Raw genomic sequence first — 26,165 nt, 5'->3', positions numbered from 1 at the left:
CGTGGCGTTAGGGAACCCAAATCTATCAACGCCGGGCCTGATGAAGGCACCACAATGCCGAGGTCAACAGCACCACGGCCCCGGCCTGATGCAGGGCGCCCAGGGCAACCGGCACCGCCATCAGCAGGGTGGCGATGCCGATGCCTGCCTGGGCAAGGACCGCCAGGGCCATGAACCCGGCCCCCCGCTTGACCCCTTGGGGAGCGTCGGCCCGATGCACGCCGGCCCAGAATGCCACGACAAGGCAGACCGTCGAAACGGCCAGAACCCGGTGATCGAACTGCACCGTCGCCCGATCCTCGAAGAAATTCAGATAAACCGGACGCAGTTGAAAGGCGTCGGCCGGCAACAGGCGGCCTTCCATCAGGGGGAAGGTGTTGTACATCAGCCCCGCGTCCAGCCCGGCGACCAGGGCGCCGGAAAACACGGTCAGGAAGATGAAGCCCAGCACTCCCGTGGCCCAGGCGACAAATCGCGCCCGATCCCGGGGCACCACCGCATAACGCGGCTGGATGATGTCCAGCGCGGTCCACAGTGCAAACAGGTAAATCGCCAGCGCCAGGGACAGGTGGGCGGCCAGACGGTATTGGCTGACCGACGGCTCGTCGACCAGCCCGCTTTTCACCATGTACCAGCCCAACACCCCCTGCAGCCCGCCAAGCACGAACAGGATCACGCATTTTTTCCGGATCGGGCCGTTCAGGCGCCCTTTCGCCAGAAACCAGGCGAAGGGAATGAAAAACACAACCCCGATGATGCGCCCGAACAAGCGGTGCAAGTATTCCAGCCAGAAGATTTCCTGAAACCCGCTGAGGCTCATACCCGCGTTGACATGCCGGTATTCCGGGCTTTGCCGGTAGGCATCGAAGGCCGCCTGCCAGGCGGCTTCGGTCAGGGGCGGCAGCCAACCCGTAACCGGATGCCAGTCAACCATGGACAGGCCCGATTGGGTCAGGCGCGTCACCCCGCCGAGAATAATCATGGCGAAGACCATGGCGCAGATCACCAGCAACCAAGTGGCGACGGGATCGAAGGCGCCGGGCCGGGAATGGTTCGCTTCGCGGGTATCCGTGGCGGTGTTCATGGGTGGCTGTCCACGTTTCCGGTTACATTCTTACAGCGGGAGGACACCGAAAAGATATCCGGTGCCATTGATTCAGCGGGGGTTTTGCACAATGGTGTGGCGCAGACGCCGCCGCACAGGCCCGCACGCCCTCGCGTCATATCGCAATCGCCCGACGAAGCCAACCGCATGAACAGAAAATCTCCCCCCGCCGTTACACCTGTCGCCATTGTCGGCGCCGGTCCGGGCGACCCGGACCTGCTGACGGTCAAGGGCCTGCGGCGCATCATGGGAGCCGATGTGGTGGTCTATGACAAGTTGGTGTCGGACGAGATTCTCGATCTGATTCCCGCCGGCGCCAGCCGCATCTTCGCCGGCAAGCAGGCCCGCAATCACCACATGCCGCAAGACGACATCAATGTCCTTCTGGTCAAACTCGCGCGGTCCGGCCGCCGGGTCGTGCGGCTCAAGGGCGGCGACCCCTTCGTGTTCGGGCGCGGCGGCGAGGAAGCGCTGCATCTCACGCGGGAGAACATCCCGTTCGAAATCGTGCCGGGCATTACCTCGTCCGCCGGCTGCGCCGCCTATGCGGGAATTCCCCTGACCCACCGGGGCCTTGCCCATAGCGTGCGTTTCATTACCGGCCATCTGGCCACCGAGGGATCGCTGGAACTGGATTGGGACGGACTTGCTGATCCGGAAACCACCTTGGTCGTCTACATGGGCCTGACCAATCTGGCGGTGATCTGCGAACAACTGATCAGCCATGGTCTGGCACCGGACACCCCCGCTGCGGCCATCAACCAGGGCACGCGCCCGCAACAACGCACGGTGCATGCGGTGCTCAAGGACCTTGCCGACGCGGTTGAACATGCGCAGCTTGTAGGCGCCACACTGCTGGTGATCGGCAAGGTTGCCGGCCTGGCCCAGGACCTGGAATGGTTCAATCCAGGGCGCATCGAAGACGGCGAAGCGGACGGCGGGGACTAAGTTCCCCACCCCCCGGCCTCTTTCAAAATCAGATGTTTCTGCCGAGAGCGCGGGCCAGGATCATATAAACCTTGCCGACATCGGACGACAGGAAGGTCGTGCGCAGGATGTTGTCCGGATCGCGTTTTGCGGCCTCGCGCAGCACCCGCTCGAACTCGCTGAGGTAGCGGCCGGCATAATCCCGGAATTCCGGGTTCTCGCGATACAGCTTGGCGATGGCATCAAGCTTCGTCTTTTCCCGGAAGCCCAGCATCTTGCGCACGAAGACGCCTTTTTCGCCTTGGTTGAAGCGACGCCATTCGTCTTCGCTGATCGGCACTTCCAGTGATCGGTTAAGATCGACCGCGACGGATTGCAGACGTTCCGTGACAAAACCCATCTGCTGCAGGAAGTCAGATACCTGAACGTCTTCCTTGCGCTTGGTGAGGGCATCCAGGATCGAGCGCGCATCATCGCTGGCAAATTGCAGTTGGCGCGACTGGGCTTCCAGATTGGTGCTGGTTTCCTGGGCACGGCGGCTGAAGTCGCCGAGCGAACGGTTGATGTTCTCCGCCTGATTGCGCAGTGCCGAATCCCACAGCCCGACCTTGGAAATGGCTTCGTCCGACGCCTTGCCAAGCTGACGTCCCCGCTCGCTGATCGACTGACCCAGGGCGGTAATACTCTGCTCCGCCAGTCGGTAGTTGGATGACAGGTGGTCCATCTGGCGGCGCAGCGTTTCGGCAGCGCCATCCATCTTGGTCAGAACCTTATCGGCAAGGCCGCCGGCTTCGTCCGTATGGGCACGTAGGACTTCCGACAGGCGGTTAATTTTCTCGCTGCTTTCGCGCCACAAGCCGTCAGCCTCGGTCGAGGTGCGGGCCACCGCCTCACCGGCCTGATCCAAGCGCTGAACGGCGCGTTCCGACACGCGGTCAAGCTGTTCGGCCCGGGTATCGAGGGAATGGGATGCCTCATCGACCCGCGATGTCAGGTCACGCGACACGTTTTCCAATTCGTCCAGGCGCGCACGGAACTCCCGGCCCAGGTCCTTCAGCCCCGCCAGGGTGCTGTCCGACATGCCTTCCAATTCCACGGTGCGCTGACGCAGCATGGTGCCGATGGCTTCGACCTGGCCCGAGGCCCGCTCGACAACGCCGGTCAGTTGCTGCGACGACGAATGCAGGGAATCAGAAATCAGGGTCACCATGTTGGATGACTTGTCGACGGTTTGGGCAACCTCGTTGGCGCGGCTTTGCAGCCCTTCGCCCACACGCATCAAGCGCGCCGCCGCGTCGTTGGCCATGCGCGTGACGTTGACCGCCTGTTCCTGCAGGCGTTCCGAGAACCCATGCAGATCCGTGCCGGCAGTTTCCGACGCCTTGGTCACATCGGCGGCCGAGGTGCGCATGACAGTCGACAGACTGGTCAGGCGTTCGCGGGCGTCCGTCACCGCCTGTTCCAACTCGCCCCTGTATTGCGTCAACCCATTGCGGATGCCGGCCAGACGCGCCGTCGTACGGTCTGAATCGGTGACCGCTTCCTGTACCACTTCCTTAACGACATCGCCGATGGTGCCCAAGCGCGACACCGCATGGTCGACCACTTCCTCGACCTTGACGCTGCCAGCCGTAAGGGAGTCGGATGCTTCCGCCACCCGGCCAGATGCCCGCGCCGTCGCCTCGTCCAATTCACCCGCCGCATCCTTCAAGAAGCGCCGGGCGCTGGCGATGCGCTCATCCGTCAGGGTGCTGACCCGCTCCAGTTCCACCGTGCGCAGCTCCATCGCGTCACGCAGGGCATTCATCTTGCGGTTTGCGGCGTCCGACGTTTCCGACACGGCCTCGCCCTGACGGAACAGGATTTCCGTGACCATGGACAACAGGTTCGCCGCATGATCCGCCACTTCACGGATCGCCCGCGACTGGCCGTTCAGCGCGGCACCGGCCTTGGTCATTTCGCCCACGGCCTCGGCCCCGGATACCTGCAAGCCCGTGGTGCCCCGCTTGACCGCGTCCAGGGTCGCACCGATCGCGGCAGTGGTCTGGGTCGACGCGGCGACGATCTGTTCCAGACGCCCGCGCATGGTCGCATCCAATTCGTGCAGCTGGCTCGCCGTCTCGTTGACCGCCGCATTGACCTGGTCGCCAGCCCCTTCGACGGCCCCCCCGGCGTTACCGACCTGTTCGACCGCGCGCTGGGAAATTTCGCGCAGGCGATCGGAATGGAAGCGCAGCAGGGCCGACACCTTTTCCAGGTTCGTGATGGCTTGGCCCGACGCATCGCCGATCAATGTCGACTGGCTGTTCATCTGGCCGCCCAATTGGCCCAACCGTTCGACGGCCTGGGTGCTGGCGTCCGTCAGACCCAACAGGGTTTCCTGCAAGGCCTGGGCGGTGGTTTCGGCGCGCTGGGTCGAGGCCTGAACCCTGTCCGCGCTGTGCAGCATGGCCCGCGTGACGGACGCGACGTCGGCGGACCCCTTGTCGACGGTCCGGGCAAGGCTGGTTTCGGTTTCGCGCAGGCCCTCGATCAGGCCCGTGACCCGGCCGTCCGCCGTGTCGGCGGCGGCAGAAAGATCGCCCTGGCGGCGCATCAGGTCGGCGCCAACGGCGGCCAGGCGGTTGGCGGCGGCATCAGCTGCCTGGGCCAGCTCGTTGCGGCGTTGTGCCATTTCGCGGCCGAATTCCGTCAGCCGCTCGACCGCCTGATCGGCGACGCCGCGCAGGTCTTCGGACCGGCCGCGCAGTTCGCCGCCAGCCTGTTCCGCGCGCGTGATCGTGCGTTCGGCATTTTCCCCAAGTTCGCTGGTCGCCCGTTGCAGGTTGCCCGCGGCGGTATCGGCCTGTTCGGCGACGCGCTGGGCCTGACCGTGCAGATTGTCGACCTGCGCCGACAGTCCGTCACCCGATTGGGTCAGGCGGCTGACCGCGCGGTCGACGGTTTCGGTAATGGCGGTGGCCTGGCGGCTCAGTCGCATACCGGCGTCGGTCGCCTGGACCACGGCCTGTTCGGTGACGGTTGCCAGCGCATCCGCATTGTCGCGCAGCGCCGATGAAATCACTGAAATACGGTCCGAAACACGCCCGCCCAAGGCATCGAGCACATCGGCCTGACGGCCCAGCCCCAATTCCAGCTCCGCCGCTGCATCCTTGGCCCGCTCCGCGCGCTGCGACAGATCCTGGGCGCTATGGTCGAGCGTTCCTGCCGCGTCGGTGACCGCTGCGTTGGCCTTGCCGGTGACATCCACGATCTCGCCGATGCGGCGCTCCAGCAGGCTGTCGGCCTGAACGCCACGGGCCAGGGCCTCGCGCGAGACCGTGTCCAGACGCTCCGTGCGACGATCGAATGCCTCGGCCGCCTTCAGGGTGCGGTCCGACGCTTCCTGGGCGGCGCCGCCCAGTTCTTCGGCCCTGCGCTTCAGGGTCTGGATCATGTCCTCGGCGCGGGCCGAGGCACGGTCTGTCGTGACGGTCAGACCATGGGCCTGTTCGAACAAGGTTTCGCCGGCATCGCGGGCCCGCTCGGCAGCCCGTTCCGAGGCCGAGCTCAGGTCCGCCGTCTGCCGCTTCAAGGCATCGGCCACGGCATGGGCGCGCAGGTCCGCGTCCTCTGACACTTGGGCGAGGTCGCGGGTCCGGTCGCGGATCAGGTCGCCCAGAGCCTGACCGCGGCGCGCGGCCTCTTCCGAGGCAGACAGCAATTCCTTGGTCTGATTGCGCAGGGACGCCGTGATTTCCTGCATCCGGCTGTCCGCCCGGTCCGACGGATAAATCAGTTGCTTCAAATGGCTGCGCAGGATGGCCGTTTCCTGACGCAGTTGGCGGCCACGTTCGAAAAAGGCGATCAGCATCCACAGGAAGGCGACCGGCGTGAAAGCGCCAGCGGCCAAGCCACCGACCTCGTGAGGCAGTAATTCGGTCAGATTGCCGAGCCCCAGGGACTGATCAATGAAATCAACAACCAGGGCGAGCCACAGCACGGTCAACGTGCCGCCCAGCAGCAGATGCAATTTCCATCGCAGATAAAGCGGCACAGGCACGTCGTCCGGCGCCAACAGGTCATCGACCTCGGGCAAAGCCGCGCGGGCCTGAGCCGCCTTGCCGGCGGCGGAAACCTCCCCGGGTTTCGGGGCCGCAGCCTGTTTCGGATTGCCTTGCTGCGATACCTGCTTCGCCATGGTTTGCGCCCTCCTTCACGGGCAAAACGCGCAAAAGGCATGATACACCCCCGCCCAGTGGGGATGAAACGCCTTTGGGTCAGCCTGCAGAATAGTGGAATCGTGGTTAAGACGGGGTTAAAGAAACCCGCAGGAAAACCTGCTAACCAGTTGTCTCAAAAGCGTAAACACGCGTCGGTCATCGCAGGCCGATCTCATCCAGGTATTTTCGGACACCCGGATGGATATGCCCCGGCGTCGGCGCCGCTAGGATCGTATTTTCCGGCGTCGTCTCCCGCGCCTGCTTGAGCCGCCCCGCCAACACGCCATGCCCCTGGTGCAAGGCCTTGGCCAAGCGGTAAGCGACATCATCGGGCAGGTCGGCGCGGGCCAGCAGGAAACTGTAGGACGCCACAGAGGTCACGGCCTCCTTCTGTCCTTCGTAGGAGCCGGCAGGCAGGGTGAAGGGCTTGAGGAACGGATACTTGGCGTTGACCAAGGCAACATCGGGATTGCTCAGCCCGACGAGCCGCCCGCCCCCCTTCATGGCCTTGACGAAGCCGGGCCAGCCGACCCCGCCACCCCAGAAACCGTCGATCCGGCCATCCAGCAGCATGGGCGCCCCATCCCCGGCCTTGGCCAGGAAATGTGCCTGAAAATCCTTGTCACGGTCCAGTCTCAGGGCCTCCGACACATACTTGCCGAGCAGCGTCAGCCCCGACGACTTGGTGCCCCAGGCGACCGGCTTGCCGACCAGATCACGAAACGACGCGGCCGGGCTGTCGCCGCGCACGGCGAACATGCCGAAGGTGGAATAGATGGCGGTGATGATTTTCAGGTTTGTGGGTGACCGGCCGACGCCGTTGAAGGCCTCATAGGCCGGCAGGCTGGCGACCAGGGCGGTATCGAGTTTTCCCGCTTCCAACAGGGGAATGTTCTCACGGCTGCCCTTGGTGCCGACGGGCATCACATCCAAGGTCGGGTCGGTTTCGTTAACGACTTGGGCGGCACCGCCACCGAACACCTCGAACCCGCCACCCTTGGTCGCCGTGCCAAGGGACACCTTGGTCTTGCCTGCCAGGGCCGCCCCCTGAAACCCAAGAACCAGGACACACACCAGAACCAATCGACCGAATGCCCGCATGACGACCCCCGCTGCAAGGAATGATGACCAGGGAGTGTGATCCCCCTCCCCAGTTCGGTGCAAGCGACGATTTCGTGAACGGCCCGTGCCGGCTGATTAAACCATATGCTGGCCGCCGGTGACCCAGATCTCGGTACCGGTGACATAGCGCGCATCGTCAGAACACAGGTAATGAATGGCCCCGGCCACGTCCGTGGGCGAGCCCATCTTGTCGAGCGGTATGCGCGGGATCAGGGCCTCGTATTCGGGCTGAATCATTTCCGTCTCAATCTCGCCCGGCGCCACTGCGTTGACCCGCACGCCGAGGGCCGCGAACTCGTTGGCCATTTCCCGCGTCAACGCCGACAGGGCCGCCTTGGAGATGGAATAGGCCGAGCCCGCGAAGGGGTGGATCATATGGCCGGCGATGGAAGTCACGTTGACAATGGCGCCGTCGCCCTTGTGCAGGGCCGACGCAAACCCCCGCGACAGGCGCAGCGGGGCCAGGAAATTAAGGTCGAAGACTTCCTGCCAGGCATTCAAGTCCCCGTTCAGGCAGCCGAGCCGTTCCTTGAACGGTGTCTTAGGCGACATCCCGGCGTTGTTGACCAGCGCTTCCAGCCGCCCTTCAGGCAGGGCCGCGTTGGCCTTTTCGATAAAGTTTTCGACGCTGGCCACGTCGGACAGGTCCGTCGGGATGTGGCAGGTCCATTGCGGATCGCGCTTGCACTCTTCGGGCGTGTCTTCCCGCGAACAGGTGATGATGTGCCAACCGCGCGCCAGAAAGAACCGCGCCGTCGCATGGCCGATACCACGGCTGGCCCCGGTGATAACCACCGTGCGCACGCGCTGATCGGCTGCCGCCGTGGGCTGTGTGTCTCCGCTCCCTGTCATGGGCTGGACGTTACGGCAAACATGCTGGCTATTCCAGGGCCCGTTTGCCCTGTCCTATACTGCCGCCATGTGCGCCCGTTACCAAATGTCGGCAAGCCCCCAGGTGATCATGGATCAGTTCCATCTGGACGCCCCGCCGCCCGTGCCCAACACGGACGACATGCGGCCGACGGACCAGGCCCTGATCATCGACGGAACCGGGCCGCGCCTGATGTGCTGGGGCCTTACCGTCACCTGGGACAAAAAGCCGCTGATCAACGCCCGGACGGAAACGCTCGCGGAAAAGCCGACCTTCCGCCCGCTTTTGGAACGGCGTTGTCTAGTGCCGATGACCGCCTATCTGGAATGGCGCAAGGCCAACGACGGCAGCAAACGTAAGAATCGCATCGCCGTGACCACCGCCGGCCCCGCCGCCTTCGCCGGCCTGACCGATGGCGCGGCCTTTACCATCGTCACCTGCGCCCCCGCCCCTGCCATCGCACATATCCACAACCGCATGCCGGTGATCCTGGATGACGCGGGGACGGATACATGGCTGAAAGCGCCGTCTTTCGCCGATGCCCGCTCCGTACTGCACCCCTTTGCGGGCGACCTGATGTACGAGGAACAGATGCCCGAGCGGGTGCAGGGCGAATTGTTCTAGTCCTCTTCGTCTTCGTCCTCATCATCGACATAGGGAAAATTGAGCGTGCCGCCGCTTTCGTCGAAGGCCATGCGGTGGACGATCTGTTCGCCCGCATCGATCTCGCCCTCCTCGTAATGGATGAGGGTTGCCTCCACGACTTCGGCCACGAAAGCGCCCGTGACGGGGGTCAGCAGGGTCTTATCGCTAAGGAAGGCCGGGTCATAGATGATGCGCGCGAGCCGTCGGTGATTGCGCTCGACGAAGCGCAGCAGCCGATTGATGAATTCCTTCTTGGCCAAATAGGTCGGCATGAATTGCACCGTGTCGGCCAGCACCAGATAGACCAGATTAGGCATGCGTTCCGTGCGCGGATCCTCGCCCAGCTTTTCCGCGATATCGGCGAAATAGACGGCCTGTTCTTCTTCAAGCCCGCCCAGCGCGGCGGTCAGGATACGGCGGTGAAACTGGGACATGGGGAGGTCCGGATTTTCTGTCTTTGGCCCGGCAATCTAACATGGCGGATGCGTGGCCACGACCCTTCAGCCGCGGCAGGCCATCACGCCAGCCCGCGGTCGCGGATCATCGCCAGGGCCCCCGCGACCGTGTTCTTGCGTGTCCCTGAACTGTCGATGACAGTCCAGGTCACCTCGCCCAGATCGAGTTCTTCCTGACGGCGGGCAACCTCGGCCCCCGCGTCGGAGACGTTATGCTCGCGGGCCTCGATCCGTTCCAGACGCACGGCAAGCGGCGCGTCGGCCCACAGGCCGAGGAACGGCACCTTGTACCGCCCGGCCAGGGCCTCGATCCCGTCCCTTTCCTGGGGCTTCAGCGACACCGCATCGAACACCACGGACTGGCCGGCGGCAAGCGCCCGGGCGGCCTCATCGAAACAGGCGTCATAGGTACGGCGCGAAGACTCGGGCGTATAGCTTTCCGGCGGCAGACGATCGAACAGGTCGATGCCCGCAAGGCGCTTGCGCTGCACGTCCGTGCGCACCACGCGGGCCCCAGGCACGGCCCCCAGATGGGGCGCCAGTTCCCGCGCCAGGCGGCTTTTACCGCTGCCGGACAGGCCGCCGACGGCGATCAGCACCGGCGGCGGTGGGGCCAGGTATTCCTGGGCACGGAAAAAGTATTCCCGCGCGCGCCCGGCGCGGCGGCGGCTTTCGGCCGCATCCGCCAAAGCCGCCGCCTGGGACGCCCCGACATGGGCACGCACAGCGGCACGCATGGACAGGAACAACGGCATCAGGGCCAGACCGTCGAGATCGCCGCTATCCAGGGGGACGCGGTCGAGGTAACGGTTGAGCACGAAGGACGCCAAACGCCGGTGCCCCCGTAGGTCCAAGTCCATAAGCAGGAAGGCAAGGTCGTAGAGAACGTCAATGCGCGCGAAGGCGTCGTTGAATTCAATGGCGTCGAACAGGGTCGGCTGACCGTTGAACAGACAGATGTTCGCCAGGTGCAGGTCGCCATGGCAATGACGCACCCGCTCACCGTCCCGACGCGCGTCCAGCAGGGCCGCCAGACGATCCTGTAGTTGCCGGGACTCCTCGGTCAGGGCATTGATGTCGCCTGCATTGAACAAGCCGCCCCGGGCACTGCGGAAACTGGCGTCATTGTTGTCGATGATGGCGCGAATCCCCGCCGCCCCACCGCGTTCATGGTCGATCTCGGCCGTGCCGTGAAAGGCCTGAACACTGTCGGCCAAGCTTTCCATCAGGCGGCGGTTGAGCGCCCCCGCGTCGGCCAGATGAGTGAACAGGGCACCGTCGGGAAACCGCCGCATCTCGACCAGCCAGTCGACCGGGTCGCCCGCACCACCGAGCGCCAGACGCCCGCCCCCTTCATCCGTAACCGCCACCGTGCCCAGGTAAATCGCAGGCGCCGTACGCCGGTTAATGGTCACCTCGACTTCGCAAGCGCGGCGGCGCGCTTCCAGGGTTGAGAAATCAAGATAGGGAAAGCGGACCTGTTTCTTCAGCTTGTAGGCCCGGTCGCCAGCCAGGAATATGTGGGACACATGGGTTTCCTGGCGCGCGACCACCGCCCCAGGCGGCAGGCCGAAGGCTCTGGGATCGGCAAGAAAATCGATGACCGCGCGCTGATCTTGGTTGTCGGTCCCACTCATCGGAAGACCGCCCGGTCCTCCTCCAGGCCTTCCGGATCCTCGTGGATGATGATCTCTGCGTTGGGATAGACCGCCAGCAGATCCGCCGTCACCGCGTCCGTCACGTCATGGGCCTCCAGCAAGGTCATGTCCGGCGCCATTTCCACGTGCATCTGAATGAATACCTGGGCGCCCGACGACCGTGTGCGCAGGTCGTGCATGCCATGCACATCGGCGTGGCGGGTCACGATCTCGCGGATGCGGGCCCGTTCCTCATCGGCCAATTCCTTGTCCATCAAGATATCGAGCGCCTGCTTGCCGATCTTCAATGCGCCGATGACGATGTAGCCGGCGATGGCCACGGCGAACAGGGGGTCGGCAATGGTGATGCCGAATTCCGATGCGATATAGAGCGAGGCAATGACGCTGATGTTGATCATCACGTCGGTCTGGTAATGCAGGCTGTCGGCGCTGATCGCCACCGATCCCGAGCGCCGCACCACATAACGCTGGAACAGCACCAAGGCGACCGTGACGACGATGGAGAACACCATCACCGCATAGCCGACATCCGTATTGGTGATGGCCTTGGGGTGGATCAGACGCTCACCCGCCTGAAGCAAAAGGAACGCCCCCGACCCGCAGATGAAAGCGGCCTGGGCCAAGCCCGCAAGCGGCTCGGCCTTGCCGTGGCCGAAACGGTGTTCGCGGTCGGCCGGCTGTAATGCATGGTGAACCGCGATCAGGTTGACGATCGAGGCCAAGGCATCGAGCATGGAATCGATCAGAGTCGACAACAGACTGACCGACTCGGTCAGCGTCCAGGCAGCGAATTTGACACTGATCAGGACCAGGGCGGCCCCAACGGAAGCATAGGTTGCGGCCCGCATGAGCCTCGCCGCCCGGCTGTCGAGGCCGCCACTCGCCGCCACGGTCGCCGCCTGGGTGGCGGTTGCCTGTTCACTGATCGGGGGCTCGGTCGCGTCGCTCACGGGAACAGGCGCTCCGTCTCCCAGCCCGTGCCGAGGCGGTGATAGACAATGCGTTCATGCAGGCGGAAGGCACCTTCGGTCCAGAATTCGATGCGTTCGGGAACGACGCGGAATCCCGACCAGAAATCCGGCCTGGGAATGGCGCCGACATGGAACTTGGCCGTGAACTCGGCAACCCGCTTTTCCAGGTCGAAGCGGGTCTTCATGGGCCGCGACTGACGCGATGCCCAGGCGCCGATGCGCGAAGACCGGTGACGGCTTTCGTAATAGGCATCAGCCTCGGCCGGGCTGACCGGCCGGATCGCCCCTTCGACACGGACCTGACGTTCCAGGGTCTTCCAGTAAAAGCACAGGGAAGCAAAGGGGTTCTCCGCCAATTCCCCGCCTTTGCGGCTTTCCAGGTTGGTGTAGAACACGAAGCCCTGGTCATCGACGTCCTTCAACAGAACCATGCGCACGCTGGGCCGTCCCGACGCCGTCGCCGTGGCAAGCGCCATGGCGTTCGGGTTGCTGATTTCCTTGCCCTCGGCTTCGCCCAGCCAGCCCCGGAACTTTTCGATGGGGTCGTCCGTAGCCGGTTTGCGCGGCAGCGCGTCATCCTGGGATTTCTGGTCCATGGGTCTCGTTTCCGATCGGCGAATATGGTCAAAGGTCTGCCATAATCCTTTGACATGATAATGTCCATGACGGCGGATATGGGATTTTAACGGCGATTGCGTATAAAATGCAGATCCCGCCGCCGGTAACAGCGCGGACGCAGGAAACCAGACGGACGCACATTCGAAGAGGTCATCGGAATGAACATCGTGAAATTCACCGGGGTTGCGGTTCTGGCCTTGGCGCTGACCGCTTGCGGAACGGACAAGCAGGGCGACAAGCAAACCGTCGGCACCCTTCTGGGCGCCGGCCTGGGTGCCTTAGCCGGCTCGCAGTTCGGCGGCGGCAAGGGCCAGTTGGCGGCAGTCGCCGTGGGTGCTCTTGCCGGTGCCTGGCTTGGCGGCGAAACGGGCAAGTCCCTCGACAAGGCCGATAAAGCCTATGCCCAGCGCACCGCCCAGGACGCCCTGGAATACAACAAGACCAACCAGACCGCGTCCTGGAACAACCCAGATTCCAAGGCCGCCGGCACTTTCACCCCGACCAAGACCTACCAGACGGCCGAGGGCCACAACTGCCGCGAATACGAAACCTCCATCGTCGTCGACGGCAAGACCGAAAAGGCGACCGGCACGGCCTGTCGGCAGCCCGACGGAACCTGGCGCGTCGTCAACTGATCTCCGCGTCTGTGAAGGCACGCAGCGGGGGCTGGGGGCGGCATGAAGGATGCCTATAAAATTCTCGGTGTGGCCAAGAATGCCACGCCGGACCAAATCAAATCCGCCTACCGCAAAGCGGCGCGTGAGCGCCATCCGGATTTGGATCCCGGCAACCCCTGGGCCGAGGACGATTTCAAGGAACTGACCGCCGCCTACGAGGTGCTGTCCAACGCCGACCGTCGCAAACGCTATGACGACGGCGAAATTGACGCGACCGGTCAGCCCCTATCCGGCCAAGGGACGGCGGGTTACGACGCCAAGGGTCGGGCCAAAACCCGGCGGTGGAAGAAGGATCCGTTCGAAACCTTCCGCCAGAAGAAACGCCAGGAAAAGACCGTCACGGTCGATGGCGCCAACGTCAATTATTCCCTGACCTTGAGCGCCGCCGAAGCCATGCAGGGCGGCACCAAATTCATCAGCATGACCAACGGCAAACGCCTGAAGGTCGCCATTCCCAAGGACACCCGCGACGGGCAGGTTCTGCGCCTGAAGGAACAGGGCATGCCCGGCCTGGGCGGCGGCAAGCCCGGTGATGCGCTGGTCATCGTCAAGGTCGATGCAGATGGGCGGTTTCGCATCGACGGCCGCGACGTCCATGTCGAGGTGCCCGTTGACCTGGCGGACGCGGTCCTGGGCGGCAAGATCAAGGCCCCGACCCTGGACGGCGAGGTCAGCGTCACCGTGCCGGAAAACGCCAACACGGGCACGGTTCTGCGCCTCAAGGGCAAGGGGCTGAAGGATGATGACGGCGGCAAACCCGGCGACCAATTCGTGACGCTGAAGGTCATGCTGCCCAAAAAGCCCGATCCGGAACTGCGTGCCTTCGTTGAAAAATGGGCAAAGAAAACCGGCGCCCGCGCGTCCTAACCCTAGGAAACGCTTTTCAGGGACGCGGCCCCCTTGTCGTCACCATCATCTTCCACCGCCAGGATTTCTGCCAAAGGCAGCCCCATGGCTTCGGTGTTGCGGCGGCGCAGACCGTCAAGCTGCTGGGCCAAGACGCCCTGCCAGCCGCCCACGCCCAGGCTTTCGTCATCGTCATTTATGCCCAATCCCAGGTCCCGATACAGTTCATGGAGCGTCGCAACATGGAGGTCGCGGGACAGAACCCAGGCATTGCGGGACGTGCGCTCCACATAACCCCGCCCGCGCAGGTCTTCCAGCAGCGGTTCCAACACCGCCAGGGACACCCTGGCGGCGCGGATCAGTTCCCGGCGGCTGGCCCCGCCACCGTCACGGTTTTTCGCGAACAGACAGGCCAGCACCGCCATGGCCGTGGTCAGGCGTGACGCCGGGGACTTGCCGTGATGAACCGGCCGTCCCCCGGCCTCCCGCCATTCGGAAATGGTTGCGGTCAATGTCGCGCCCAGCAGCACCACGGCCCAGGACAGATACATCCAGATCAGGAAGATGGGCACCGCCGAAAGCGCCCCGTAGATGTTCTGATACGTCGGGAAATTGGTGACGTAGAAACCAAACCCCTTGCGCAGCAGGGCGATCAGAAGCCCAGCGACGATCGCCCCCATGACAGCCCCCATAAAGGCCACGGGACGGTTTGGAATGGTCACGTAGAACAGGGTCAGCAGCACCATCATGATGGCCGTGGGCAGAAGCTTTGCCGCCTCGCCCAGAGTGCCCACTGCGGGATCGACCCCGATCCATTGCGTCGCCGCGAAGAAATAGGCCGACAGCGAGAAACTGGCGCCCAGCAAAAGCGGCCCCAGGGTGATGATCGCCCAGAACACAAGAAGACGTGGGCCCAGCCGCCGCGGCCGGGTGACCCGGAAGATGGTGTTAAGCGCCGATTCGATGGTGCCCAGCAGCAGGATGGCGGTCAGCGCCAGGGCGACGATCCCGACCGCCGACAAGGTCGCCGTGTTGCGCACGAACTTGTCGAAATGTTCGCGCATGGATTCCGCCGCATCGGGTAGAAAATTGGCGAACAGCACGTCCTGGAAGCTTTCACGCACGCCCTCAAACACCGGGAAGGCCGCCAGCATGGCGAAGGCGATGGCGGTCAGCGGAACGGCCGCCAGCAGCGAGGTATAGCTGAGCGATGCCGCCATGCGCAGGCATTGGTCGGCCTGAAACCGCCGAAAGGCGATGACAAGTACGCTGCGCCAGATGCGCCATTGGGCCTTTGCAAGCCGCACGAAACCGCGGTTATCCATGGCTTTGACGCCTCCTAAGGGAACCTCCCGTTGACGTCCCCCGCCCCATACTATATGGCATGGGAGTTCGGGCAAACTGCAAGTATTCGCCCGAACGCACTAAGCTAACCCGCTGGTGACGAACCGGTTCCTAACAAAAAACTCGAGGAGACAGATGGCTTCTGCATCGCCGTTGATGTCCGGTAAGAAGGGCCTGGTCATGGGCGTGGCCAACGACCGTTCCATCGCCTGGGGCATTGCCAAGGCCGCCCACGACCAGGGCGCCGAATTGGCCTTCACTTACCAGGGCGAAGCCCTCCAGAAGCGCGTGGCGCCGCTCGCCGCAAGCGTCGGCTCTGACCTTGTCCTGCCCTGCGACGTGACCGACATGGCCTCCGTCGATGCCGTGTTCGACGCCATCGCCGACAAATGGGGAAAGTTGGATTTCGTCATCCACGCCATTGCCTATTCGGACAAGGAAGAGCTCAAGGGCGGGTATATCGACACCACCCTGGATAACTTCCTGAAAACCATGAACATCTCCTGCTATTCGTTCACGGCCGTCGCACAACGCGCGCGCAAGCTGATGACCGAAGGCGGCTCGATGATCACCCTCACCTATTTCGGGGCCGAGCGCGTGATGCCGCACTACAACGTCATGGGCGTGGCCAAGGCGGCGCTGGAAGCCAGCGTGCGCTACCTCGCCGAAGACCTGGGCAAGGAAGGCATCCGGGTGAATTCGCTGTCCGCCGGGCCCATGAAGACCCTGGCCGCCAGCGGCATCGGCGATTTCCGCTATATCCTGAAGTGGAACGAATACAATTCGCCGCTGCGCCGCAACGTGACCCTGGAAGACGTCGGCGGTGCCGGGCTTTACCTGATTTCCGACATGGCGTCGGGGGTCACGGGCGAAACCCATCACGTCGATTGCGGCTATAACATCGTCGGCATGAAGGCCGTCGACGCGCCGGATATTTCGGTCGTCTGATCAGGCGCTTGTGCTAAAAGGGGCCCCATGTCCCACAATTCTTTCGGCCATCTGTTCCGTTTCACGACCTTCGGCGAAAGCCATGGGCCGGCCCTCGGCTGCGTGGTCGACGGCTGCCCCCCGGGGCTGAGCCTGACCGAGGCCGACATCCAGGTTCATCTCGACAAACGCCGCCCGGGACAATCCAAATACACCACCCAGCGCCAGGAACCGGACCAGGTGAAAATCCTGTCCGGCGTGTTCGACGGCGTGACCACGGGCACCCCCATCGGCCTGTTGATCGAAAACATGGATCAGCGGTCCAAGGATTATTCGGAGATTTCCGAGAAATTCCGCCCGGGCCATGCCGATTACACCTATTGGAAAAAGTACGGCATCCGCGATTACCGGGGCGGCGGGCGGTCGTCCGCGCGGGAGACCGCCATGCGGGTCGCCGCCGGTGCCGTTGCGCGAAAGATTTTGGGCCCCGGCATCACCATCAAGGCCGGCCTCGTCATCATGGGCGAGAAAGAGATCGACCGCGCGCGCCTGGACTGGGACGAAGTGAACAACAACCCCTTCTTCTGCCCCGATGCCAAGGCGGCGGAGGAATTCGCGACCTATCTGGAAGGCATCCGCAAAGCGGGGTCATCCGTCGGCGGCGTGATCGAGGTCGTGGCCTCGGGCGTGCCCGCCGGGTTGGGGGCGCCGATCTACGGCAAGCTGGACCAGGACCTGGCGTCGGCGATGATGAGCATCAACGCCGTCAAGGGCGTGGAAATCGGCAACGGGTTCGAAGCCGCACGCATCACCGGCGAGCAGAACGCCGATGAGATTCGCGCCCATGGCAACGACGTCGAATTCCTGTCCAACAACGCGGGCGGCATTCTGGGCGGCATTTCATCGGGTCAGGATGTGGTTTGCCGCTTCGCCGTCAAGCCGACGTCGTCGATCCTGACGCCGCGCAAGACCGTCACCAAGTCCGGCGAAGACACGGAAATCGTCACCAAGGGCCGCCACGATCCCTGCGTCGGCATCCGCGCCGTGCCCATCGGCGAGGCCATGATGGCCTGCGTCCTGGCGGACCATCTGCTGCGCCATCGGGCGCAGTGCGGATAAGCTTACCCCCCGCTCCCAGCGTCCCGCAGCCGCGCCCATAGATCATCGGCGGTCTTGTTGCGGCAATCGGGCGCACGGAACAGTCGAATTTCCATCGCCACGTCCAAGTTTTCACCCCCGGCGCGAACCAACCGACCGTCGTGCAGATCGTCCGCCGCCAAAGTATGGGGCAGCCAGGCGACGCCATGGCCCTCGCGCGCCATGGTCAGGAGGGTTGCAGCCAGATGAGAGGTAAAGGCCGTTTCCAAGGCTGCCGTCGCGGCCTTCACCGGCGCTACCCCCTCCAGGATGCGCCCAAGCGCCGAGGCCGGGCCGTACCCGAGCAAGCGTCCTTCCGCCCCGTCCGGCGCGCGCAGCGGAACCAGGGTGTCGCCGCCGACGACGATGCTCTCGAACCGCTCGGAATTGAGGCGGTTCGGCATGCCGTCATGGCAATGGCAGAGCAGGAAATGCACCTCACCGGCCAGCATGATGCGCTCACAGGCGTCCATGCTGTCGGACACCAGGTTGACCGTGCCCAGGTCCTGGAAATCCGCATGGGCACGGATCCAGGCGGGAAAGAAGGTGAAGGACAGGGCATGGGTCGCGGCGATGGACAGGGAGGCTGTATCGCGTTCGCCAACGGCGTGGGTATCACGGCGGGCCTGCTCAATGGCCCGCAACAGATCTCCGGCCAGGGGTTTGCAATGCGCCCCCGCCAGGGTCAACCCCGCCCCCTGCGCACCGCGCCGAAACAGGGGGGCGCCGATCCAATCCTCAAGCGCGCGGATGCGGCGGCTGAACGCCGGCTGTGAGACGTTGCGGGCATCAGCGGCACGGGAAAAAGTCCCATACTCCTCAAGCGCCAGGAAATCCTTCAACCAGTCAATTTCCATGGCAATGTGGCTCGCGCATAACTCAATTCATTCTTGGCATTGGCCCTGCGGCCGGGGCTTTATGTATCACTCTTAGCAACATTCCCTGAACAGCTACAGCCGAAGAGAACGCCCCCCATGCGCATCATCGACATTTGCGAGGTCACCAAGCCGATCTCATCGCCCATCCGCAACGCCTATATCGATTTCACCAAGATGACCGCGAGCCTGGTCGCCGTGGTCACGGATGTGGAGCGCGACGGGCGGCGGGTCGTCGGCTACGGCTTTAATTCCAACGGCCGCTATGGTCAGGGCGGGCTGATCCGCGAACGGTTCCGTGACCGCATCCTGGAAGCCGATCCGGAAAGCCTGCTGGACGACGGCGGCGGCAACCTGGACCCGCACAAGATCTGGGCCGCCATGATGCAGAACGAAAAACCGGGCGGCCATGGCGAGCGCTCCGTCGCCGTCGGCACGATCGACATGGCGGTCTGGGACGCCACGGCCAAGATCGCGGGCCTGCCTCTGTTCCGCCTGCTGGCGCAGATGAAGAGCCGCGATGCCGACCCCAAGGTCTTCGTCTATGCCGCCGGGGGTTACTACTATCCCGGCAAGGACGACACGGCTCTGCGGGCCGAGATGCGCGGATACCTCAACCGCGGTTACAACGTGGTGAAGATGAAGATCGGCGGCGCGCCCATCGATGACGACCGCCGCCGCATCGAGGCCGTGCTGAGCGAAATCGGCTCGGAAGCGCAATTGGCTGTCGATGCCAACGGCCGGTTCGACCTGGAAACCGCTGTCGCCTACGCCAAGATGCTCAGGGACTATCCCCTGTTCTGGTACGAGGAAGCGGGCGACCCGCTGGACTACGCCTTGCAGGCGGCGCTCGCCGAGTTCTATCCCGGCCCCATGGCGACAGGGGAAAACCTGTTCTCCCACCAGGATGCGCGCAACCTGTTGCGTTACGGCGGCATGCGGCCCGACCGCGACTGGCTACAATTCGACTGCGCCCTCGCCTACGGCTTGGTCGAATACCTGCGCACGCTGGACGAGTTGGAAAGGGCCGGCTGGTCGCCCGCCCGCTGCATCCCCCACGGCGGGCATCAGATGTCGCTCAACATCGCGGCGGGCCTGGGCCTCGGCGGGAATGAAAGCTATCCGGACCTGTTCCAGCCCTACGGCGGGTTCCCGGACACGGTCACAGTCGAGGACGGCCACATCGTCATGCCCGACCTGCCCGGCATCGGTTTCGAAGGCAAGTCGGACCTGATCAAGGTGATGCGCGACCTGGCCGAGTGACCCTACGCGCCTCACGCATGGCTGCTGGCACCAATCGTGTATGCTGCGTTGCAGCATTGATGTGGTACCAGACCGGCCATGATGAGTCAGAAACTCGCGCACGACAAAACCGTCATTTCGCGCCAAAAGCGCCCTGCCCGGCCCCTAAGCCGGTTGCTTCCGGCTGCGCACGTCATTACGGCCTTGTCCGGCTGCGCGCCCGTGATCAATCCGTTGACGGTCGTCTCGTTGGTCTTTGATGGGATTTCCTATGCCACCACGGGCAAGGGCCCGACCGACCATGTCATTTCCGGCGTCACCGACCGGGATTGTGCCATGTACCGCACGTTGTTTGACGAACCCGTCTGCGCGCCCCGCGACGAAAAAGCCGACGATATCGAAAAAGCGGAAATCCCCGAAACCTTCGAAGGCGCCATGCAGACCCCGCCGATCTATCTGGACTGACCGCAAGGCAGCGGTTCAGTTCAGGGCCGCGATCACCGAATAGCCCAGCCAGTAGTGAATGCCGACGATCACGGCGAACAGGACGGCCGCCGCCGCCAGCATCATGGCGTCCTTGGCGTAGCTGCCGCGTTCCGGTGGCGTCCACGGCCCCTCGGCCCAGTTGATGACCGCCATTTCGATCAACGCCCATAGACCCAGCCCGCCGAACAGCACGACCGCCGCCGTGTCCCCGTTGACCAACAGGTGGGCTGCCGCCCAGAGCGTCACCCCCCACAGCATGGGATGGCGGATCTTGGTGCGGACGACGCCCTTCACCCGGCCGATGTCCATCAGGAACAAGGCTGCCAGCATGAGTGCGTTGTTGGCGTGCCAGGTCCACATCGGCAGGGCGTAGAGAAAGTCCGTTTCCGCCGCCCGGTAGCCCATGATCATCAGGCCCAAACTGATCAGCACCAACAGGGCGACCAGCGCCCGCCCCTTATTGCCCAGGGCTTCGCGCTGTCGCGGCAGCACGCGCTTGAACAGATGGGCGGCACTCCAAATGACGAGCCCGAGAATGAGCCAGATCATGAATTCAACCTCCGCCTAGCTAACCGCAGAAAATTCGTTGAACGCTTTTTCCGTCCAATCGTCATGCGGCATGACGGCGCGGCGCTCCGCCAGCAACGCGCGGGTCAGCGCCGCATTACCCGATTTTCGGGCGGCGTCGATGAGGATCAGGTTGAACAGGTCGCGTTGCGCATGGCTGCCGCCCATCATCCATATCTCGTAGCGCACCGGGATCATGGCGTCGGTTGCGTCGCCGTATCGCCCTTCGCGGTAGGCAATCAATGCATCGACCAGGGGCACGCCGAGCGCCTTCATGATCGGCAGATTGCTGTCGTCCTCTACCCCTTCATAGGCCGCCATGAATTCCCGCATCTCGTGGACCTTGCCGTCGCCCATGGCGGCCAGGGCCAAGGCATAGTGCAGGTCGACGAAGGTCAGGATGTGTTCTTCCGTGCGGTCCCGCACCTTGGCCGCCAGCGGCGCCCAGCGCCCGCCCACATCCAGGCCCATGATCTCCAACCGCTGCAGCAGCGAGACCGCATTGCAGATGTCCAGATATTCTTCCGATTCCGGTGCGGCGACATGGGCGTCGTACTGCGCCATGACATCGTCCATCCGTTTCTGGTCCATCATCATCAGGGCTTCGTGCCACCAGATGTGGTTCTGAAAATTATTGGCCTGGGTCCAATGGGGGCGCAGGCGCTCGATCCAGGCCAGGCCGTCGTCCTGACGGTCCTGCATTTCCATGACATGGGCAAAGGCATGGGTCGCCCAGGGGTCCATGGGCTCCAGTTCGATGGCCGCTTCCGCCGCCGCCTGGGCCTGGGCGTAATCGCCCGATTCCTCTAATCCGAAGGCCTGCATGCCCTTGAGATAGGAAAACCCGGGCACGCCCTCGCCCCAGGCCGGCATGATCCGGTTCACGGAATCGCGCAGCCGTCGGGCGTCGCCGGAATAGAAATTGGCGAAATGAGCTAGGCGTGCGGCCAGGATATCGCGCGGGTGGTCCAGCAGGATTTCCTCCCACACCCGGGCGGCACCATCCATGTTGCGCGCCGTCCACAGGCCCGCCGCGCGGGCATGCATCTGTTCACGCGGACTGGCATCGACCGCCAGTTCCTGCGCCTTGGCGGCGGCCTGCTCTGCCTTCGGCATCAAGCCGCCCATGGCCATGAGCATCATGAAATAGGCCTTCAGGCAATGCGCCATGGCCATATCCCCATCGGCGGCGAAAGCGCCTTTCAGCCGGTCCCCCGTATCGGGCGCCATGGACAGATAGCCGTCCATGACATGGTCGAAGGCCTGGGCTGCCTCCGCGCCGGCCGCCGTCAGGGTGAGGTCACGTTTGTCGGTAAAGATGGCCATGGTCAGATGCTCGATCCCGTATTCCATTTTGCAGGCGGGAAAATTACACCATATGGTCCTGGGACGCGACCGGGCACGATCCCGTCCCAACCAACAAAGCAGGAAACCGATATGAAGCAGATGATCGAAACCGACGCGCGCCAGGTCAAACAATGGCTGGACGACGGCAGCGCTGTCATCATCGATGTGCGCGAGGCCGATGAACTGGCCCAGGCCCGCGTGCCCGGCGCCCTGCACAACCCGATGTCGGGATTCGATCTGGAAATGCTGGCCGGGCTGGAGGGCAAGCGCCTGGTCTTCATGTGCGCCATGGGCATGCGCTCCATGCAGGTCGGCGGCTATCTGTTGCAGAACGACATGGTCGACGACGCCTACAACCTGTCCGGCGGCATCCAGGCCTGGGTCATGGCGGGGTACGAGGTCGAAACCGGCTGATCCACGCCTAGGGCTTCACCGCCCCGATCAGAAACTCGATGTTCCCTTCCGGCCCCTTGATGGGGCTTGGCGTGATGCCCAGCACCGTCCAGCCGCAGTCGTTCGCGACGAAGGCCTCGACCTCGTCACAGACGGCTTGGTGAACGGCCGGGTCGCGGACCACGCCGCCCTTGCCGACCTGGCCAGGGCCGGCCTGGAACTGCGGCTTGATGAGGGCGACCAGACGAGCCCCCGGCTTGGCCAATGCCATGGCCGGCGGCAGGACCTTTTCCAGGCCGATGAAGCTGACGTCGCAGACGATCAGATCAATCGGGTCGGGCACTTGGTCCGCCGTCAGGTGCCGGGCGTTGGTTTTTTCCAGCACCACCACCCGGTCGTCCGTGCGCAGTTTCCAATCCAACTGCCCCTGCCCCACGTCGATGGCATAAACCCTGGCGGCGCCATTGGTCAGCAACACATCCGTGAAGCCGCCGGTGGAGGCGCCAAGATCGAGGCAGATCAGGCCCGTGGGGTCGATGTGGAAATGGTCGATGCCCTTGGCCAGCTTCTGCCCGCCGCGCGACACCCAGGGATGGTCTTTGCCCTTGACGGAGATGTCCGTGTCGGCCGCGATTTGCGCGCCGGGTTTGTCGAAGCGGCGATCGGTGCCGTAGACAAGTCCCGCCATGACCAGGGCCTGGGCCTTGGTCCGGCTGTCGGCCAGGCCACGGTCGACCAGCAATTGGTCAAGCCGGATTTTCGGTGCTTTTGCCATGGCGCGAGACTACCCCGCCGAACGCGGCTTGGCGACGCCGGCCGCCACCCGCACAGCCTTTAAGCGCGGGCGGGTTCGGTCAATTCGTCGGCGCGGCCGAGGGCCGACATCACCGTGGCGACGATGCCGGCGGCATCCAGGCCCGCCTGGGCGACCTGGGCTTCGGGCTTGTCCTGTTCGATAAACGCGTCGGGCATGGTCACGGCGCGCACCTTCAGGCCGTTTTCCAACAGCCCGTCGTTTGCCATGAATTGCAGCACCTGGGCGGAGAAGCCGCCGATGGAGCCTTCCTCGACCGTAACCAGAACTTCGTGGTCATTGGCCAGCTTGCGCACCAAGTCCTCGTCAATCGGTTTGGCGAACCGTGCGTCGGCGACGGTCACGGACAGCCCCCGCGTGCCAAGGTCTTCGGCCGCCTTCAGGCATTCATGCAAGGGAGCGCCCAGGGACAGAATGGCGATGGCCGAGCCTTCGCGCACGATACGGCCCTTGCCGATCTCAAGCGCCGTGCCCTTGGCCGGCAGTTCGACGCCGACACCTTCGCCGCGCGGATAGCGGATCGCCGACGGGCGGTCGTCGATGGCGGCGGCGGTTGCCGTCATGTGCATCAGTTCGGCCTCGTCCGAGGGCGCCATCACGACGAACCCCGGCAGGGTGCAGAGGTACGGCAGGTCGAAAGCGCCGCAATGGGTCGAGCCGTCGGCCCCGACGTAACCGGCCCGGTCGATGGCGAAGCGCACCGGCAACGACTGGATCGCCACGTCGTGGACGACCTGATCGTAAGCGCGCTGCAGGAAGGTGGAATAAATCGCGCAGAACGGCTTGTAGCCTTCGGTCGCCATGCCGGCGGCAAAGGTCACGCCGTGCTGTTCCGCGATGCCGACGTCGAAGGAACGGTCCGGGAAGTTTTCGGAAAACTTATCGACCCCCGTGCCGCCGGGCATGGCGGCGGTGATGGCGACGATCTTGTCGTCGTCCTTGGCTTCCGCGATCAGAGCCTTGGCGAACACCGAGGTATAGCTCGGCGCATTGGCGATGGCCTTGTGCTGCTTGCCGGTGACGACATCGAATTTGGACACACCGTGGTACTTGTCGGCGGATTCCTCGGCCGGCTTGTAGCCATGCCCCTTTTCCGTGACGACATGCAGCAGGACCGGACCCGGCACCGCATCATCGCGCAGGTTCTTCAGCACGGGCAGCAGATGGTCCAGGTTGTGGCCGTCGATGGGACCGACGTAATAGAAACCCAGTTCCTCGAACAGGGTGCCACCGGTCACCATGCCGCGGGCGTATTCATCGACCTTGGCCGCCGCCTGCTCGATGGAGCGCGGGAACTTCTTGGCAAGTTCCTTGGCGAAATGACGGGCGGAGCGGAACTGCTTCGACGAAATCAGCTGCGAAAGGTATGCCGACAAGGCGCCCACGGGCGGGGCGATCGACATGTCGTTGTCGTTCAGGATCACGATCAGTTTGGCGTCCATGGACCCGGCGTTGTTCATGGCTTCGTAGGCCATACCGGCGGTCATCGCGCCGTCGCCGATCACGGCGATGACGTTCTTGGGCACACCGGCCAGCTTGCTTGCCACGGCCATGCCCAGGCCGGCCGAGATCGAGGTCGAGCTATGGGCCGCGCCGAACGGGTCGTATTCGCTTTCCGTGCGCTTGGTGAAGCCCGACAGGCCCCCGCCCTGACGCAGGGTATGCATGCGTTCACGACGCCCGGTCAAAATCTTGTGCGGATAGCACTGATGGCCGACGTCCCAGATCAGACGATCATTCGGCGTATCGAAGACATGATGGATGGCGGCGGTCAGCTCGACCACGCCCAGGGACGCGCCCAGATGGCCACCGGTGATCGACACGCTACGCACCGTATCGTCGCGCAGTTCACGGACCAGCTGCTTCAGCTCATCGACTGAAAAATCCCGCATGTCCTTGGGATCGCTGACACGGTCCAGGATCGGGGTGAGGCTTTCTTGTTCCAAGTTTCAGACCCTCAAATTGATATCCGGACACACGGTCCGGACCACTTGTTGCTGTTGCTTCTGTCGTATCGGTCGAATCAGGTGCGCCGTTCGACGATGAATCGCGCCAATTGCTTTAGAAGGTCGGCTTTTTCGCCGAATATTTCAAGGTGTGCCGCGGCCTGTTCACTGAGCATGTCAGCCTGCTGACGTGCCTTGTCAACGCCCAGCAGGGATACGAAGGTGGCCTTGTTGGCATCGGCGTCCTTGCCGGTCGCCTTGCCGACCAGCGCCGCATCACCTTCGACATCCAACAGGTCGTCGGCAATTTGGAAGGCCAAGCCAATGTCGTGGGCATAGGCATGCAGGGCCGTGCGGGCCTCGTCCGAGGCCTTGCCCAGGATCGCCCCTGCTTCCGCGGAAACGGCAATCAGATCGCCGGTCTTCATGCGCTGCAAACGGGTGATCTGGGCCATGTCCAGGTGGTTCTTTTCCGCCCATAGATCCATCATCTGCCCACCGACCATGCCGTGGTCGCCGGCCGCCTTGGCCAGGGCGAGAACCAGATCGGCGCGCACCCGGGCATCGGAATGGGTTTCCGGTGCAGCCAGCACCTCAAACGCCTTGGTCAGCAGGGCGTCGCCGGCCAGAATTGCCGTCGCCTCGTCGAACTTGATATGGCAAGTCGGCTGGCCGCGGCGCAGGTCATCGTCATCCATGGCCGGCAGATCGTCGTGGACCAGGGAATAACAATGGACCATTTCAACCGCCGCCGCCGCGCGCAGGGCCGATGTCGTATCAACGCCGAACAGTGCAGCACTCTGCGTTACCAGAAACGGACGAACCCGCTTGCCACCGGCCAAGGAGGCATAGCGCATGGCTTCGACCACGCGCGCCTCGGGCGTGTCCGTCAGCGGCATCAAGGCATCGAGCATGTCCGTCACTTGCTTGGCGTTGTCGCCCAGTGCGGCCTGAAACTCCGAATTGGAATCTTTCATTTACTTCTTTTTC

General features: G+C 63.8%; 24 protein-coding genes. 9 read left to right on the top strand and 15 right to left on the bottom strand.

Features of this window, described 5'->3' with window-relative positions; genetic code table 11:
* Positions 1-25 precede the first annotated feature (25 nt).
* On the bottom strand, positions 26-1,084 hold the full coding sequence (locus KFF05_07315; GenBank protein ID UTW53155.1) for a COX15/CtaA family protein: 1,059 nt from the start codon (positions 1,082-1,084) through the stop codon (positions 26-28).
* Positions 1,085-1,252: 168 nt separating this feature from the next.
* Between KFF05_07315 and cobA the strand changes: the two genes are divergently transcribed.
* Positions 1,253-2,053, top strand: a complete 801-nt coding sequence (gene cobA / locus KFF05_07310) for a uroporphyrinogen-III C-methyltransferase (protein ID UTW53154.1) — start codon at positions 1,253-1,255, stop codon at positions 2,051-2,053.
* Positions 2,054-2,081: 28 nt separating this feature from the next.
* On the opposite strand, the gene KFF05_07305 is transcribed toward cobA, so the two are convergent.
* The 3 genes from KFF05_07305 to KFF05_07295 all read right to left on the bottom strand — a co-directional run bounded on the left by KFF05_07305 (position 2,082) and on the right by KFF05_07295 (position 8,208).
* Positions 2,082-6,212: a hypothetical protein gene (locus KFF05_07305; protein UTW53153.1), complete on the bottom strand. Its 4,131-nt coding sequence runs from the start codon at positions 6,210-6,212 to the stop codon at positions 2,082-2,084.
* A 178-nt stretch (positions 6,213-6,390) separates the two neighbouring features.
* Complete coding sequence (locus KFF05_07300) at positions 6,391-7,335, bottom strand: TAXI family TRAP transporter solute-binding subunit (GenBank protein UTW53152.1); 945 nt, start codon at positions 7,333-7,335, stop codon at positions 6,391-6,393.
* A 96-nt stretch (positions 7,336-7,431) separates the two neighbouring features.
* Entirely contained in the window at positions 7,432-8,208 is a 777-nt protein-coding gene (locus tag KFF05_07295; protein ID UTW53151.1) for an SDR family oxidoreductase, read from the bottom strand.
* On the opposite strand from KFF05_07295, the gene KFF05_07290 reads away from it, so the two are divergent.
* Entirely contained in the window at positions 8,207-8,851 is a 645-nt protein-coding gene (locus KFF05_07290) for an SOS response-associated peptidase (GenBank protein UTW53618.1), read from the top strand. The two genes, KFF05_07295 and KFF05_07290, sit on opposite strands and share 2 nt — an antisense overlap.
* Here KFF05_07290 and KFF05_07285 read toward each other — a convergent pair.
* From KFF05_07285 to pdxH, 4 genes are all read right to left on the bottom strand, one after another.
* A complete protein-coding gene (locus tag KFF05_07285; protein ID UTW53150.1) occupies positions 8,848-9,306 on the bottom strand; it encodes a hypothetical protein in 459 nt (152 codons plus the stop codon). The genes KFF05_07290 and KFF05_07285 overlap by 4 nt on opposite strands.
* Before the next feature lie 83 nt (positions 9,307-9,389).
* A complete protein-coding gene (locus KFF05_07280) occupies positions 9,390-10,964 on the bottom strand; it encodes an AAA family ATPase (protein ID UTW53149.1) in 1,575 nt (524 codons plus the stop codon).
* Positions 10,961-11,833: a cation diffusion facilitator family transporter gene (locus KFF05_07275; protein UTW53617.1), complete on the bottom strand. Its 873-nt coding sequence runs from the start codon at positions 11,831-11,833 to the stop codon at positions 10,961-10,963. Before KFF05_07275 ends, KFF05_07280 begins: the two co-directional genes overlap by 4 nt.
* Before the next feature lie 98 nt (positions 11,834-11,931).
* Positions 11,932-12,552, bottom strand: coding sequence for a pyridoxamine 5'-phosphate oxidase (gene pdxH / locus KFF05_07270; protein ID UTW53148.1), 621 nt, complete (start codon positions 12,550-12,552; stop codon positions 11,932-11,934).
* 180 nt (positions 12,553-12,732) lie between these two features.
* Between pdxH and KFF05_07265 the strand changes: the two genes are divergently transcribed.
* A complete protein-coding gene (locus KFF05_07265; GenBank protein UTW53147.1) occupies positions 12,733-13,209 on the top strand; it encodes a glycine zipper 2TM domain-containing protein in 477 nt (158 codons plus the stop codon).
* A 42-nt stretch (positions 13,210-13,251) separates the two neighbouring features.
* Positions 13,252-14,118, top strand: coding sequence for a DnaJ domain-containing protein (locus tag KFF05_07260; protein ID UTW53146.1), 867 nt, complete (start codon positions 13,252-13,254; stop codon positions 14,116-14,118).
* Between the two features lie 2 nt (positions 14,119-14,120).
* Here KFF05_07260 and KFF05_07255 read toward each other — a convergent pair whose 3' ends face one another.
* Positions 14,121-15,422, bottom strand: a complete 1,302-nt coding sequence (locus KFF05_07255; protein UTW53145.1) for a YihY family inner membrane protein — start codon at positions 15,420-15,422, stop codon at positions 14,121-14,123.
* A gap of 154 nt (positions 15,423-15,576) precedes the next feature.
* Here KFF05_07255 and fabI point away from each other — a divergent pair, with 154 nt between their 5' ends.
* Both fabI and aroC read left to right on the top strand, forming a co-directional pair.
* Positions 15,577-16,389, top strand: a complete 813-nt coding sequence (fabI, locus tag KFF05_07250) for an enoyl-ACP reductase FabI (protein UTW53144.1) — start codon at positions 15,577-15,579, stop codon at positions 16,387-16,389.
* Positions 16,390-16,416: 27 nt separating this feature from the next.
* The gene (aroC, locus tag KFF05_07245) at positions 16,417-17,487 is read left to right on the top strand and encodes a chorismate synthase (GenBank protein UTW53143.1); all 1,071 of its coding nucleotides are present in this window, start codon (positions 16,417-16,419) and stop codon (positions 17,485-17,487) included.
* Positions 17,488-17,489: 2 nt separating this feature from the next.
* On the opposite strand, the gene KFF05_07240 is transcribed toward aroC, so the two are convergent.
* On the bottom strand, positions 17,490-18,362 hold the full coding sequence (locus KFF05_07240; GenBank protein ID UTW53142.1) for a LysR family transcriptional regulator: 873 nt from the start codon (positions 18,360-18,362) through the stop codon (positions 17,490-17,492).
* 117 nt (positions 18,363-18,479) lie between these two features.
* Here KFF05_07240 and KFF05_07235 point away from each other — a divergent pair, with 117 nt between their 5' ends.
* Positions 18,480-19,643, top strand: a complete 1,164-nt coding sequence (locus tag KFF05_07235; GenBank protein ID UTW53141.1) for a mandelate racemase/muconate lactonizing enzyme family protein — start codon at positions 18,480-18,482, stop codon at positions 19,641-19,643.
* A 201-nt stretch (positions 19,644-19,844) separates the two neighbouring features.
* On the top strand, positions 19,845-20,087 hold the full coding sequence (locus KFF05_07230) for a hypothetical protein (GenBank protein UTW53140.1): 243 nt from the start codon (positions 19,845-19,847) through the stop codon (positions 20,085-20,087).
* A 15-nt stretch (positions 20,088-20,102) separates the two neighbouring features.
* Here KFF05_07230 and KFF05_07225 read toward each other — a convergent pair whose 3' ends face one another.
* Together KFF05_07225 and KFF05_07220 are read right to left on the bottom strand one after the other, a co-directional pair.
* The gene (locus KFF05_07225) at positions 20,103-20,657 is read right to left on the bottom strand and encodes a hypothetical protein (protein UTW53139.1); all 555 of its coding nucleotides are present in this window, start codon (positions 20,655-20,657) and stop codon (positions 20,103-20,105) included.
* 15 nt (positions 20,658-20,672) lie between these two features.
* A complete protein-coding gene (locus KFF05_07220; protein ID UTW53138.1) occupies positions 20,673-22,001 on the bottom strand; it encodes a tetratricopeptide repeat protein in 1,329 nt (442 codons plus the stop codon).
* 111 nt (positions 22,002-22,112) lie between these two features.
* On the opposite strand from KFF05_07220, the gene KFF05_07215 reads away from it, so the two are divergent.
* Entirely contained in the window at positions 22,113-22,436 is a 324-nt protein-coding gene (locus tag KFF05_07215; GenBank protein ID UTW53137.1) for a rhodanese-like domain-containing protein, read from the top strand.
* Positions 22,437-22,443: 7 nt separating this feature from the next.
* Here the strand turns inward: KFF05_07215 and KFF05_07210 are convergent, their stop codons facing one another.
* From KFF05_07210 to KFF05_07200, 3 genes are all read right to left on the bottom strand, one after another.
* A complete protein-coding gene (locus KFF05_07210; GenBank protein ID UTW53136.1) occupies positions 22,444-23,190 on the bottom strand; it encodes a TlyA family RNA methyltransferase in 747 nt (248 codons plus the stop codon).
* A 59-nt stretch (positions 23,191-23,249) separates the two neighbouring features.
* The gene (gene dxs / locus KFF05_07205; GenBank protein ID UTW53135.1) at positions 23,250-25,175 is read right to left on the bottom strand and encodes a 1-deoxy-D-xylulose-5-phosphate synthase; all 1,926 of its coding nucleotides are present in this window, start codon (positions 25,173-25,175) and stop codon (positions 23,250-23,252) included.
* A gap of 77 nt (positions 25,176-25,252) precedes the next feature.
* On the bottom strand, positions 25,253-26,152 hold the full coding sequence (locus tag KFF05_07200; protein UTW53134.1) for a polyprenyl synthetase family protein: 900 nt from the start codon (positions 26,150-26,152) through the stop codon (positions 25,253-25,255).
* Between the last annotated feature and the right edge of the window lie 13 nt (positions 26,153-26,165).

Source organism: bacterium SCSIO 12827, from assembly GCA_024397995.1.
GTDB lineage: Bacteria > Pseudomonadota > Alphaproteobacteria > Rhodospirillales > Casp-alpha2 > UBA1479.
Note: the sequence above shows the minus strand (reverse complement) of the source record. Positions and strands in the feature narration are given on the sequence as shown.